Consider the following 13,893-nt stretch of genomic DNA (forward strand, 5'->3'; position numbering starts at 1 on the left):
GCCAACCCGCTTGCCCAATACCCGCTCATGGACTTCATTGTTGAGCAGCACGCTTTCAATCACCTGCCGAAAGCCGGGCTCGTTGGACAACGGGCCCTTGAGCGCCACCAGTGCATCGCGCAGTGCCATCAACTTGCTCAGCGGCGGTGCCGGGTTCGACGCGAGACCATTGCCGGGACTTGACCCGAGCTCGCCCGGGTTGCCCGTCTTGATGATGGCCGGCGGTAATGGGTCGCAATCTTCATCGGACATGACAGGTTCTCTACAGAATGTGTGCACTGCGTACGGAGAACACAGGGTAAAAAGCTCGACTTTTTTAGTCTAAGGCAGGCTCGGCGGGGTGCCAGTTATGAGCGAATTTTAATAGCCGTCATATTTACGGATATATACGTAGGAGCTTTCTAGAAAACCGCTCTGCTTGTAGGTAAAGCCCTCTTGATCAGCGGGAGGGGCCGTCAGCAAATGTAGGGCGCTTTAGAATCGCCGGAGCTCGGCCAACTATCATCAGCGCGTCACTCCAGCAGCCGTACAAACCCTGGTTGTAAACCGAACACCTCGACGCCTTCCGGAGTCGCCTGACCGGTGGTGACCGCCACGCGCTTGACCGGCTGATCCACCGCCCCGCGGTATTCCACCACCAGTCCTCTATCGACGTGCTGGAGCGCCGCGGGCGGCAGCACGATCGCCTGCTCGTTGCGATAGGTGATAATGGTCAGCCGGGCACTCATGCCCAGCCGGACCCGCTGCAACTGCTCCTTGCTCAGTTTCGGTACCGAGAGCGTCACCGGGAACTGTGCGCTGCCGCCTGGCGCATCGCTGGGCAGCGCCAGGCTGCTGACGATGTCGACGGCACCGTCGAGGCGCACACCATCGAAACCGTCCCCGAGGATCTCGACACTCTGGCCTTGATGCAGCTGGTTGATGTCCAGTTCCGACACCTTGCTGACGATCTTCAGCTGTTCGATATTGGCCAGGCCGAACAACACCTGGCCCTGGGTGACCCGGCTACCGTTCTGCACCGGCCCGGAACCGGTGGCTGTCGAGCCTGGCGGGCTGGTCGCCCCGGGCGCAGGCACGACAATACCGGCAAACGGTGCCAACACATTTTTTTCCGCAAGCAGGGTGCGCAAGGCTTCGTATTTGACCGTGGCATTGGTCAGCTCCATATCCGCGATCTGGCGATATTCACCCTTGCCCTGCTCGAGGGCCTGTTGCAGATCACCCTGAGCTGCCTGTAGATCCAGGCGCTGGGTTTGTAGCTGCTGTTGCAGATCATCCAACTCGCTGCGGGCGATAATGCCGCGCTGGAACAGGGTCTGGCTTTCGCGCAGCTTGCGCTCGTTGTTGCCGACGGACATTTCCGCCGCCCGGAGTGAACGTCGGGAGCGGGCCACCTGCTGGCTGTTGCTCCAGTCCTGCAACTCCTGAACGGCGCGGCGCGCCTTGAGCTGGGCGGACAAGGCGTCACGCAGCTGGATTTCCAGTAGCGCCGGGTCCATCTGCAGCAGTGTCTGCCCGGGCTCGACCCGCTGTCCCTGTTCCACCAGCACGGCGCGAACATTGCCGTCGAAGGGCGCGGTCAGGGTGATGGTCTTCTGCGGCTCGATCTTGCCCACCAGACCAATCTGATGGACCAGCGGGGCGGCCTGCACGGGTATCCACTGGCCGTTCTTCGGCTGATCGGCGGCGGGGGCGCGATAGTCGATCACCGCGGCGGCGGCCACGACCACCAGGCCCAGTGCGCCGCTTTGCAGCCAGCGTTTGCGGCGGGTCGTTCTGTCAGTAGTCATTGAGTGCAATGTCCCAGCTCTCCAGAGTCATGCCCAGGGTCAGATCCAACTGGGTCTGGGCGTTCAGATAGGCAATCAGTGCATTGAGCCGGGCGTTTTCGGCGTTACGCAGGTCGCCTTCGTAGCTCAGGACCTGGAAGTTGCTGGAGCGGCCGGCACTGAGCTTTTCCCGCTCGATATCCAGCTTGCGCCGGGACAGGTCGACCGCGCGCTGGGCTATCTCGTATTGTCGCCAGCGAGTGCCCAGGTCGCGCACCACGTCATTGACGTTGCGCTCCAGGGCCTGCTTGGCGTCGGCGAGAATGATCTGCTGATTCTCGACATCGACGCGGGCATGCACTTCGGCCTGACGCGTACTGAGATCGCCGATGGGAATCTGCACCTGTACGCCGGCGTAGCTGTCCCAGCGGCGGCTGCCCACATTACCCATGTCATTGTCGGTGCGATCGCGAATCTGATTGGCCCCGGCGACCAGCGACACATCCCAACGGCCCTGGTCCTTGGCGATCACCAGGTTCAGGTCGGCCTGCTGGCTACCCAGCAAGGACGCCAGGTAATCCGGCTGCTGGACCTGGGCCACGCGAAAGGCGTCCTGCTTGTCGATATTGATCCGGTTGGCTTCCAGCGCCTCGGTGGCGTGGATCGGCGTGGACAGGTCGAGGGCCAGCAGGCGCAACAGCGACAGGCGATTGATATCCACCTGGTTGCGGGCTTCCTCGACGCCCAGTTCCTGGGTGGCGATATCGGCTTCGGTCTGGACGATTTCGAACTCGGCCATGCGTCCCGCGGCGATCAGCGCCTTGTTCACGTCCAGCAGGGCATAAGCGCGCTTGAGCGCGTCCTGGGTAATGGTCAGTTGCTCCTGGGACCTGAGTACTTCCCGGTAGGCGGTGATGATGTCGCTGATGGTCCGCGCGACGTTGGACTTGAGGCTCAGGCGGTTGACCTGCTCGGCGATCCGCGCCACCCGCAGCGGCGCTGTGGTCACATCCCAGCCAGCGCCCCGCAGCAGCGGCTGGATGATCGCCAGGTCGAGGCCATCGCTGCGATAACGACCGGCGATATCGGCGTTGGTCAGTTGCCGGGTCCAGCCCATGCTCAGGCGCGTGCCGTACTCGCTGAGCAGGCTGGTGGTCGGCGAGAGGCTGGCATTGCGCGAGCTGTCCCGGGATCCTCGGTTCGCCTGATAGGTGCCACTGATCAGCAGCTTGGGATTGAACACATCTTCAGAAACCCGCAAGTCGAACTTCTGCGCGATCCGTTGCAGGTACGCGCTGCGGATGCCGCGGTTGTTGCGTAACCCCAGGTACACCGCGTCCCCCAGGGTCAGGTCGGTGCTTTGCTGGCTCAACAGCACACCGCGGGCCTGGTTGCTGCGCAGGCTCGGCGCCGACGGCTGGCCGACCAGATCGTCGGCGCCCAGCGCCGGGAAGCCCGACAGGCAGAGCAGCAGCGCCATCCATGGCCGGGGTCTATTCATCGCGCAGGGCCTCCACCGGTTGCAGTCGTGATGCTGAAATCGCCGGATAGAGGCCAAAAAACAGCCCCACCAGCAGGGTGCTACCGACCCCCAATGGCAGCGACAGCACCGCCAGGGAAAATTGCCAACCGGACATCCGCGCATACAGGTAGGCCGCCGTCGTGCCGAGCAGCGCGCCGGATAACGCGCCGACGGCGGTCAGGGTGAGCGCCTCGAGGAGAAACAGGTTGCGGATATCCTTGCGCCGCGCCCCCAGGGCCATGCGCACACCGATCTCCCGGCGGCGCTCGGAGACGTTCATCAGCATCACATTCATCACTCCGACACCGCCACCGACCAGGGAGATGCCGCCGAGGGCCATCAGCAGGTAACCGAAGGTCCGGCTTTGCCGGGTCATGCCGTCGATCATCTGTTGTGGCACCTGGACCTCGACCTCGCGCGCCCTGAGAGTCTGTTTCAAGGTCCGGGTCAAGGCATCGGCGAGCTGATTGGTGTCCTGGCCGGGGGCAACCCGCACGATGAGGTTGCTGATCTGCGGGTTGCTCATGACCCGCCGCAGGCCTTCAAGGGGCAGAAACAGCGAGTCGTCGGCCTGCACCGGAATCAGGATGGCCGCCGGTTGGCTGCGGACGATACCGATCACCTGGAACAGGTAGTCGTCAATGCGGATACGCTCGCCCAGGCGCAGCGGATCGCCGGGCTTGCCCAACGCCTGGGCGATTTTGTGCCCGACCACGACATAGGTTTCGCCGTGATCGAAGTCGGAGATAAAGCGCCCTTCATCCAGTTGCAGGCGCATGGCGCCCATCAACTGTTCAGTGCTGCCCACCAGATTGGCGTTGGTGGTGCGCCCGTGAAACACCACCGCGCTGCTGGACAGGGTAATCGGTGCAATGTACAGCAGGCCCGGTAGCGCCTTGCTCAAAGACAGAACATCGAGGCTCGCCGGCATCGGTGTGCGCGTGTCGGCATTGCCGGGAAACTGCACCGACAGTGTGTCGGTGCCCATGTCCTTGAAGATGGCCGAGGCTTCCTGGGCCGCGTTGTGACCGATATTGAGCAGGGCGATCACCGATGAGCTGCCGATGACAATCCCCAGCAAGGCCAGGAGCGAGCGTCGCCCCAGCGTCCGCAGACTGACAAAGGCTTCGTGGAACAACTGGCTGGCACTTTGTTCGACCTGCACGCTCATGCCGGGCAGGCCTCGTATACCACACCGTTGTGCACCCGGATCTGCCGCCCCAGGCGCTGGGCGATCTGCGGGTCGTGGGTGACGATGACCAGCGTGACCTGGCGGACATGATTGAGCTCCAGCAACAGATCCATGATTTCCCTGGCGGTGCTGCTGTCGAGGTTGCCGGTGGGTTCGTCGGCGAGGATCACCGATGGTTCGCCCACCAGTGCCCGGGCAATCGCCACCCGCTGGCGCTGGCCGCCGGAGAGGTCGGCGGGGCGATGGTGCGCGCGCTCCTCCAGGCCGACCTGTTCAAGCATGGCCATGGCCCGCGTCAGCGATTCGCCGCGGGGGATACCACGATAACTCAAGGGCAGGGCGACATTGTCCAGGGCACTGAGGCGCGCCAGCAGGTTGAAGCTCTGGAAGACAAAACCGATCTGCTGGTTGCGAATCGCCGCCAACTGGTCGGGGCTGGCGCGGAAAATATCATGGCCGGCAAAGCGATAGTGGCCGCCGTCAGGCAGGTCGAGCAGGCCGAGGATATTGAGCAGGGTGCTTTTACCCGAGCCGGAAGCGCCGAGAATCGCGCAACTTTCACCGACCTCGATGGACAGCGAGACATTGTCGAGAATGGTGAGGGTTTGCTCGGCGAGGCGATAACGCTTGCCGATGCCTTGCAGGGAGATGAAGCCTTCGTGAGCAATCGTGTCTGTCATCGCTGATCGCGCCGGCCGGCTCGACCTGGCAGGAACCTCCGACCCGAACGTGGTGTGGGCGCTCAGGCGGTTCTCGGGGCAGGGACGAGCACAGGGTTTATTTTATTATTTTAAAAAATTTTTTGAATAGTAGCCGTGATCTTGGGGGGGCGCTAGCCGCCCGGTTCTTGCAAGGCCACGACATCTCAAGCTGGGTTTTGTGACAACTGGATACAGTTTGTTGGCCAGTCGCTGCGCGCCGCACGGGTTGCGAGCGCTAGCCTTGCTCACAAGGGGGCGCCAACGGTGTCCTTTTTGAAAGCAAATGGAATGGTTTTCAAATACCCGATAAGGACTGTCCCCGGCGTAGAGGCTTGCTTTCAAAGGTTTTCACGGGTATAAAAAATCAAATTTATTTTTAAAACGCTGTTCGTCCGAGCAGATTTTAACCCCGCAAAGGCTCCTCACATATGGTCGCAAAGAAACTCAGTGCCCCGAATGTCACCAAGACCCGACTGCTGGATGCCACGGAGGCACTGTTTATCAAATACGGCTACGACGCCGTGTTATTGCGCCAGATCACCGAACGCGCCCAGGTCAACCTGGCCGCAGTGAACTACCACTTCGGGGACAAGGATTCCCTGATGACCGCCTTGCTGATGCAGCGCCTGGGGCCACTCAACGAGCAGCGCCTGGAACTGCTGGCCAAATGCGAAGAACAGGCGGACGGCCCGCTGGACTGCGAGACCCTGCTGGGGGTCCTGTTCGCCCCGGCCATGGGCCTGGAGCGCAGCGGCGACGGCGATGAAAGCCGCTCCTTCATTCGTTTCCTGGGGCGGGTCTACAGCGACACTTCACCCTTTATCCAAGAGTACCTCAAGGAACATTACCAGCCGGTTTTCGAACGCTTCTTCAATGCCTTCGCCCTGGCGCTGCCGGATATGCCGCGCAATGAGGTCGGGGTGCGCCTGCAGTTCGCCCTCAAGGCGATTTCCGGGGTGATTGCCGGGACCGAGCTGCGCTTCCTGATGCAGGCCATGAGCCTCGGGCGCCCGGCCACGGATGCCGAAGTCATGGCCAAGCTGATCAGCCTGGTTTCCGCGGCCATTCATGCGCCGATGCAGGATCGTGAGGCGGAGCAGGCGCTGGAGCGTGTGCTGCAGACCCAGCGCTCGATTCGCCAACACGCTGTCCCGGTCGCGGCCAAGCTTGCCGGCAAGCAATAACCACTTTTGCAAACGCCGCTTCCCCCCCTGCAGGCGCCGGCTTGCCGGCGATGACGTCCGAATGGGCGCCGCAAGGCTCAAGGGCCTCATCGCCAGCAAGCCGGCTCTATAGGATTCAGTCCTCAAAACGGCCGACGATCAGGTCACATCGCACAATCGCCAATCTTGGCTAGAGTGAAGTTGACGGCAATCCTGCCGCCACCGTGATCGTTCCAGCGCTTCATGTTCCAAAATCCCGGCAACTGACCGGGACCTCATACCTGATCGGGAGTACACGATGGATCTCAACCGTCGTCAGTTTTTCAAGGTCGCCGCCATCGGCCTTGGAGGCTCGAGTCTGGCTGCGTTGGGCATGGCCCCGACGCCGGCCTTCGCCGAGCAAGTGCGCCATTTCAAGCTCACCCATACCCATGAAACCCGCAACACCTGCCCGTATTGCTCGGTCGGTTGCGGGCTGATCATGTACAGCCAGGGTGATACCGCCAAGAACGTCGCCCAGAACATCATCCATATCGAGGGTGATGCCGACCATCCGGTCAATCGCGGCACCCTGTGCCCCAAAGGCGCCGGCCTGCTGGACTTCATCCACAGTCCCGACCGCCTCAAGTACCCGCAGGTGCGCAAGCCGGGCAGCCAGGAATGGACACGGATTTCCTGGGATGAGGCACTGGACCGAGTCAGCGACCTGATCAAGGCCGACCGCGACGCCAACTTCATCGAGAAGAACGCCCAGGGGCAGACGGTCAACCGTTGGCTGACCACCGGCTTTCTCGCCGCGTCAGCAGCGTCCAATGAAGCCGGTTACCTGACCCACAAGGTCATTCGCAGTCTCGGCATGCTGGGGTTCGACAACCAGGCTCGTGTCTGACACGGCCCGACGGTGGCAAGTCTTGCCCCGACGTACGGCCGTGGCGCCATGACCAACACCTGGACCGATATCGCCAACGCGAATCTGATCCTGGTAATGGGTGGCAATGCCGCTGAAGCGCATCCGTGCGGCTTCAAATGGGTGACCGAAGCCAAGGCTCACAACCAGGCGCGCCTGATCGTGGTCGACCCGCGTTTTACCCGGACCGCCTCGGTGGCCGACTACTACGCGCCGATCCGTACCGGCAGCGACATCGCCTTCATGGGCGGGCTGATCAACTTCCTGCTGAGCGAAGACAAGATCCAGCACGAGTACGTGCGCAATTACACCGATGTGTCATTTATCGTCAAAGCCGGCTTCAGCTTCGAGGACGGGCTGTTCAGCGGCTACGATGCGGCCAGCCGCACCTATACCGACAAGTCCGCCTGGGGCTATGAACTGGGCGAGGACGGTTTTGCCAAGGTCGACCCGAGCCTGCAGAATCCGCGCTGCGTCTACCAGTTGATGAAACTGCATTACAGCCGCTACAGCCTGGAGCTGGCGAGCCAGACCTGCGGCATGCCTCAGGACGCCATGCGCAAGATCTGGGACGAGATCGCCACCTGCTCGCAACCGGGCAAGACCATGACGATTCTCTATGCCCTGGGCTGGACCCAGCACTCCATCGGCTCGCAGATCATCCGCAGCGCCGCCATGGTCCAGCTACTGCTGGGCAATGTCGGCATGCCCGGCGGCGGGGTCAATGCCTTGCGCGGTCACTCCAATATCCAGGGGCTGACGGACCTAGGGCTGTTGTCCAATTCGCTGCCCGGCTACCTGACCCTGGCTTCCGATGCGGAGCAGGACTACGACACCTATATCGCCAAGCGCGCCCTCAAGCCTCTGCGTCCCGGCCAATTGTCCTACTGGCAGAACTACGGCAAGTTCCATGTCAGCCTGATGAAAGCCTGGTACGGCGCCAGCGCCACGGCCGAAAACCACTGGGGCTATGACTGGCTGCCCAAGCTCGACAACCCTGGCTACGACATCCTGCGCATGTTTGACCGGATGGGCCACGGGCTGGTCAACGGCTATATCTGCCAGGGTTTCAACCCGATTGCCGCGTTGCCCGACAAGAACCGGGTGACCGCGGCACTGGGCAAACTCAAGTGGCTGGTGGTGATGGACCCATTGGCCACCGAAACCTCGGAGTTCTGGCGCAATGCCGGGCCCTACAACGATGTTGACACCGGCAGTATCCAGACCGAGGTCATCCGCCTGCCTACCACCTGCTTCGCCGAGGAGGACGGCTCGCTGACCAACAGCAGCCGCTGGCTGCAATGGCACTGGAAAGGCGCCGAGGGGCCGGGGGAAACCCGCACCGACGTGAAGATCATGAGCGAATTGTTCCTGCGTCTTCGCAAACGCTATCAGGCCAATGGCGGCGCTTTCGCTGAACCGATCCTCAAGCTGAGCTGGCCCTACAAGATTGCCGATGAACCGTCGCCGGAGGAACTGGCCCGGGAAATCAACGGCTATGCCAGTGCGGATTTCACTGATGCCACCGGCAGTGCAATCAAGGCCGGCCAGCAATTGGCCGGGTTCGCCCAGCTCAAGGACGACGGCAGCACCGCTTCGGGCTGCTGGATTTTCTGCGGTAGCTGGACCGAGCAGGGCAACCAGATGGCCCGGCGCGACAACAGCGACCCCTATGGGATGAAACAGCACCTGGGTTGGGCCTGGGCCTGGCCGATGAACCGGCGTATTCTCTACAACCGCGCGTCCGCCGACACCCAGGGCAAGCCCTGGTCGCCGGAAAAACGCCTGGTCTGGTGGAACGGCAAGTCCTGGGGCGGCACCGACGTGCCCGACTACAAACCCGATGTGCCGCCGGAAGCCGGGATGAACCCGTTCATCATGAACCCCGAGGGTGTGGCGCGGTTCTTTGCCGTCGACAAGATGGCCGAAGGGCCGTTCCCGGAACACTACGAGCCGTTCGAAACCCCCATCGGTATCAACCCGCTGCATCCGGATAACAAGAAGGTCACCAGCAATCCGGCGGCACGGATCTTCGATTCGGTCTGGGACACCCTGGGTGTAGCCAAGGACTTTCCGTATGCCGCCACTACCTACCGCTTGACCGAGCATTTCCACTTCTGGAGCAAGCACTGCAAGCTCAACGCCATTGCCCAACCCGAGCAGTTCGTCGAGATCGGCGAGGTCCTGGCCAAGGAGAAGGGCATTGTCGCCGGCGACCGGGTGCGGGTCAGCTCCAAGCGCGGGCATATCGAAGCGGTGGCGGTGGTGACCAAGCGGATTCGGCCGCTGCAGGTCAACAACCAGGTCGTGCACCATATCGGTATCCCGTTGCATTGGGGATTCACCGGGGTGGCGCGGCACGGCTACCTGACCAACACCCTGGTGCCGTTCCTCGGCGACGGTAATTCACAGACCCCGGAATCCAAGTCGTTCCTGGTCAACGTGGAGAAAATCTGATGGCCAGCCAAGACATCATTGCCCGTTCGGCGACCACCACCTTGCCGCCCTCCGTGCGCCAACTGGAAGAAGTCGCCAAACTGATCGACACCACCAAGTGCATCGGTTGCAAGGCCTGCCAGGTGGCGTGTTCGGAATGGAACGAGCTGCGCGACGAGGTCGGCCATAACCATGGCACCTACGACAACCCCCAGGACCTGAGTGCTGAAAGCTGGACGCTGATGCGTTTCACCGAGCATGAAAATGCCGATGGCAACCTGGAGTGGCTGATCCGCAAGGACGGCTGCATGCACTGTGCCGACCCCGGCTGCCTGAAGGCCTGCCCCAGCCCGGGGGCGATCATCAAGCACGCCAATGGCATCGTCGACTTCAACCAGGACCATTGCATCGGCTGTGGCTATTGCATCACCGGCTGTCCCTTTGACATACCGCGTATCTCGCAGAAGGACCACAAGGCCTACAAGTGCACGCTGTGTTCGGACCGGGTGGCGGTGGGCCTGGAGCCGGCCTGCGTGAAAACCTGCCCGACCGGGGCGATTGTCTTTGGCAGCAAGGAGGACATGAAGGAGCACGCCGCCGAGCGTATCGTCGACCTCAAGTTCCGAGGTTTCGACCAGGCCGGCCTGTACGACCCGGCCGGGGTCGGTGGCACCCATGTGATGTATGTGCTGCACCACGCCGACCAGCCGTCGCTCTATGCCGGCCTGCCGAACCGTCCGAGCATCAGCCCCTTTGTCGAGTTGTGGAAAGGCATCAGCAAACCCCTGGGCCTGCTGGCGATGGGGGCGGCGGTGTTGGCGGGCTTTTTCCACTACGTGCGCATCGGCCCGCAACGGGTGGAGGAGGACGAGCATCCGGCGCCCCCGGACAGCAGCGTCCATCAGGTCGACCCGAGCGTGCATGTCTTTGATCCGAAAACCGGTGAGGAGCCACGGCCATGAGCGACAAGCCGATCCTGCGTTATACCGCCAACCAGCGCACCAACCACTGGCTGGTGGCGATCCTGTTCTTCATGGCCGGGCTGTCGGGGCTGGCACTGTTTCACCCGTCGTTGTTCTGGCTCAGTCAATTGTTCGGCGGCGGTCCCTGGACTCGCATTCTGCATCCGTTCATGGGCCTGCTGATGTTCGTGCTGTTTCTCGGGCTGGTGATCCGTTTCTGGCGGGCCAACTTCTTTATCGCCAATGATCGCCTGTGGCTCAAGCGGGTAGACCGGGTGATCCGCAACGAGGAGCAGGGCGTACCACCGATCGGCAAGTACAACCCCGGACAGAAGCTGCTGTTCTGGACGCTGCTGGCCAGCATGCTGGTCCTGCTGTTCAGCGGGGTGGTGATCTGGCGGGCGTATTTCAGCCAGTATTTCGGCATCGGCAGCATTCGTCTGGCGGTATTGCTCCATGCGCTGGCCGCCTTCGTGCTGGTATTGAGCATCATCGTGCATATTTATGCCGGTATCTGGATCAAGGGCTCGGTCGGGGCCATGCTGCATGGCTGGGTCAGCCGCGCCTGGGCCCGCAAACACCACGAGTTGTGGTACCGCGAAGTCACCCGCAACGACGCCCCGAGCGCCGAGCCACGGAAAAAGGGATAAGCGCTTGAGCACGATATTGGAACCTGGACAGATCGAGGCCTCGGCCGGTTCACCGCCGTTTCTGCACCCGCCACCGCCGACGCTGTTCGCCCTGCGCGCGGCGCGGCTGGAGCAGTTGGCGGTCGGGCATCCGTTGGCCGAGTACATCAGCCTGGTGGCCGGATTGTGTCGGCTGCAGCAGCAACTGCTGGAGCAACCACCGACCACCGCGTCTCCCGCCCTCGAGCGCCAGCGGTTGTGCCTGGAGCATGGCCTGCCGCCACTGGCCGCCGACAGCCTGGTGCGCGAAGATCTTTGGCTGCCTTGGCTGGATGCCTTGTTGTCGGGTTATATCAGCAGCGTCCCCGCCGTACGACAGGCCATCAGCACCCTGCGGGACAGTCGGGCCGGACAACGCAAGGTCTGGGCGCTGGCCTTGCTCGGTGGCCAGTACGCCGGCCTGCCGGCGGCACTGGTGCCGTTTCTCGGGGCCGCCTTGCAGGCGGCCTGGAGCCATTGGTTGCTGAGCGTACCGAACCTTGCCCTGAAACCCGGTGACAGCCTGAGCCAATGCCCGGCCTGCGGTTCGCCGGCCATGGCCGGGGTGATCCGCCATCGGGGCAAGTTCAATGGGTTGCGCTACCTGGTGTGTTCATTGTGTGCTTGCGAATGGCATGTGGTGCGGGTCAAATGCATTTATTGCGAACAGAGCAAGGGGCTCAAATACCTGAGCCTGGGGGATGACGGCCATGGGGCCGGTCATGCGCCGTTGCGGGCGGAAATCTGTCCCGGCTGCAACAGCTACCTCAAGCTGCTCTATCTGGAAGAGGACGCTGACGCCGAGGCGCTGTCGGCTGATATCAGCAGCCTGGCGCTGGATATCCGTCTCGATCAGGAAGGTTACCTACGCCAGGCCCCGAATCTGTTACTGGCACCTGGAGGTGATTGAACTCCCCCTGTAGGAACTGGCTTGCCAGCGATGAGGCCCTTGAGTCTTACGTTACCCCTCCAGCCGCCATCGCCGGCAAACCAGCTCCCACAAAGTCGTGCCCACCCGTCAAAGAGCGGGCGGGGCGTCTACACTGAGGTTTCCGCATCGCGTCTTCAGGAAATTGCCGATGTCCTCGAGCCTTGCCGCCGTCCCGCCACGCCTGCCCTCCATCGATAGCCTTTTACGCGCCCCCGCTTGCCAGCCCCTGGCCGAGCGCTACGGTCGCGATGCCTTGTTGGCGACCCTGCGACAGTTACTCGATGAACTGCGTGATGCGGTCCGCTCGGGCCAACTCACGGCCAGCGAATTGACCCCGCCGGTCCTCGCGGGCCGGGCCGGTGAACGCCTGTTCAACCAGCACCGCAGTCGTGTGCAACGGGTGTTCAACCTGACCGGCACGGTGCTGCACACCAACCTCGGCCGGGCGCTGCTGCCCGAAGAAGCCATAGACGCCGTGCAAAACGCCGCACGTTATCCGCTCAACCTCGAATTCGACCTGCACAGCGGCAAGCGTGGCGACCGAGACGATCTGATCGAAGGCCTGATTCGCGAACTGACCGGCGCCGAAGCCGTCACCGTGGTCAACAATAATGCCGCCGCCGTGCTGCTGGCACTCAACAGTCTCGGGCAACGCAAGGAAGGCATCATCTCCCGGGGCGAGCTGATCGAAATCGGCGGGGCCTTTCGCATCCCCGATATCATGGCTCGTGCCGGTGTCCGCCTGCATGAAGTGGGCACCACCAACCGCACCCATGCGCGTGACTACGAAACCGCCATCGGCCCACGCAGCGGCCTGTTGATGCGCGTACACGCCAGCAACTACAACATCCAGGGTTTCACTGCCCAGGTGCCCACCGCCGAGTTGGCGCAGATTGCCCATCGCCATGGCTTGCCGTTACTCGAAGACCTGGGCAGCGGCAGCCTGCTCGACCTCACGCGCTGGGGCCTGCCCGCCGAACCGACGGTGCGCCAGGCACTGGAAGACGGCGCCGATGTTGTCACTTTCAGTGGCGACAAATTGCTCGGCGGGCCCCAGGCCGGGTTGATTGTCGGGCGCAAGGAGCTGATTGCGAAGATCAAGAAGAACCCACTGAAACGCGCGTTGCGGGTCGACAAGCTGACCCTTGCCGCCCTGGAGGCGGTGCTGGGGCTGTACCGCAACCCCGACCGACTGGCCGAGCGCCTGCCCAGCTTGCGCCTGCTGACCCGGCCCCAGGCCGAAATCCTCCGCCAGGCTGAACGCCTGCGCCCGCTGTTGGCTGGCGTGTTGGGCGCGGGCTGGAGTGTCTCGGCAGTGCCGGCGTTGGGCATGATCGGCAGTGGCAGCCAACCGGTGGCGCGGCTACCCAGCGCCGCCCTGTGCTTACGAGCCAATACCTCGAAACGCCTGCGCGGGCGCAGTTTGCATGGGCTTGAGGCGGCGTTGCGACGCTTGCCGATTCCGGTGTTGGGGCGTATCGATGACGATGCCTTGTGGTTGGATTTACGTCAGCTTGACGATGAAACCGCCTGGCTGGCACAGCTTGGGGGATTGAACCTTGGGGTCGCGCCATCGTTCATCGCGAGCAAGCTTGCTCCTACCAAAAGCGGGTTGTCCGGGACTCCAGAGACCCGGGCGCAG

At 62.7% G+C, this 13,893-nt stretch carries 9 protein-coding genes and 2 pseudogenes; 6 read left to right on the plus strand and 5 right to left on the minus strand.

All coding sequences use genetic code 11. The annotated features are described in order from the left end of the window. Window positions 1-9: 9 nt before the first annotated feature. From M5B99_RS05950 to M5B99_RS05970, 5 genes and pseudogenes are all read right to left on the minus strand, one after another. Window positions 10-147: pseudogene (locus M5B99_RS05950) on the minus strand (type VI secretion system contractile sheath small subunit); the annotation flags it as partial. Window positions 148-512: 365 nt separating this feature from the next. After that, complete coding sequence (locus M5B99_RS05955; RefSeq protein ID WP_248803119.1) at window positions 513-1,790, minus strand: efflux RND transporter periplasmic adaptor subunit; 1,278 nt, start codon at window positions 1,788-1,790, stop codon at window positions 513-515. After that, window positions 1,780-3,270, minus strand: coding sequence for a TolC family protein (locus tag M5B99_RS05960; RefSeq protein ID WP_248803120.1), 1,491 nt, complete (start codon window positions 3,268-3,270; stop codon window positions 1,780-1,782). The genes M5B99_RS05955 and M5B99_RS05960 overlap by 11 nt, the downstream gene beginning before the upstream one ends. Further along, a complete protein-coding gene (locus M5B99_RS05965) occupies window positions 3,263-4,462 on the minus strand; it encodes an ABC transporter permease (RefSeq protein WP_248803122.1) in 1,200 nt (399 codons plus the stop codon). Before M5B99_RS05965 ends, M5B99_RS05960 begins: the two co-directional genes overlap by 8 nt. Next, entirely contained in the window at window positions 4,459-5,163 is a 705-nt protein-coding gene (locus tag M5B99_RS05970; protein ID WP_248803123.1) for an ABC transporter ATP-binding protein, read from the minus strand. The genes M5B99_RS05965 and M5B99_RS05970 overlap by 4 nt, the downstream gene beginning before the upstream one ends. A gap of 449 nt (window positions 5,164-5,612) precedes the next feature. Between M5B99_RS05970 and M5B99_RS05975 the strand changes: the two genes are divergently transcribed. From M5B99_RS05975 to selA, 6 genes and pseudogenes are all read left to right on the plus strand, one after another. Further along, complete coding sequence (locus tag M5B99_RS05975; protein WP_248803124.1) at window positions 5,613-6,368, plus strand: TetR/AcrR family transcriptional regulator; 756 nt, start codon at window positions 5,613-5,615, stop codon at window positions 6,366-6,368. Between the two features lie 277 nt (window positions 6,369-6,645). Next, window positions 6,646-9,711, plus strand: a complete 3,066-nt coding sequence (gene fdnG, locus M5B99_RS05980; protein WP_248803125.1) for a formate dehydrogenase-N subunit alpha — start codon at window positions 6,646-6,648, stop codon at window positions 9,709-9,711. Further along, complete coding sequence (gene fdxH / locus M5B99_RS05985) at window positions 9,711-10,652, plus strand: formate dehydrogenase subunit beta (protein ID WP_248803126.1); 942 nt, start codon at window positions 9,711-9,713, stop codon at window positions 10,650-10,652. Before fdnG ends, fdxH begins: the two co-directional genes overlap by 1 nt. Further along, complete coding sequence (locus tag M5B99_RS05990) at window positions 10,649-11,302, plus strand: formate dehydrogenase subunit gamma (protein ID WP_248803128.1); 654 nt, start codon at window positions 10,649-10,651, stop codon at window positions 11,300-11,302. The genes fdxH and M5B99_RS05990 overlap by 4 nt, the downstream gene beginning before the upstream one ends. A gap of 4 nt (window positions 11,303-11,306) precedes the next feature. Then, entirely contained in the window at window positions 11,307-12,230 is a 924-nt protein-coding gene (gene fdhE, locus M5B99_RS05995) for a formate dehydrogenase accessory protein FdhE (RefSeq protein ID WP_248803130.1), read from the plus strand. Window positions 12,231-12,399: 169 nt separating this feature from the next. Beyond that, window positions 12,400-13,797: pseudogene (gene selA, locus M5B99_RS06000) on the plus strand (L-seryl-tRNA(Sec) selenium transferase); the annotation flags it as partial. Window positions 13,798-13,893 lie beyond the last annotated feature (96 nt).

This window comes from Pseudomonas sp. MWU13-2100 (assembly GCF_023242365.1).
Classification (GTDB): domain Bacteria; phylum Pseudomonadota; class Gammaproteobacteria; order Pseudomonadales; family Pseudomonadaceae; genus Aquipseudomonas.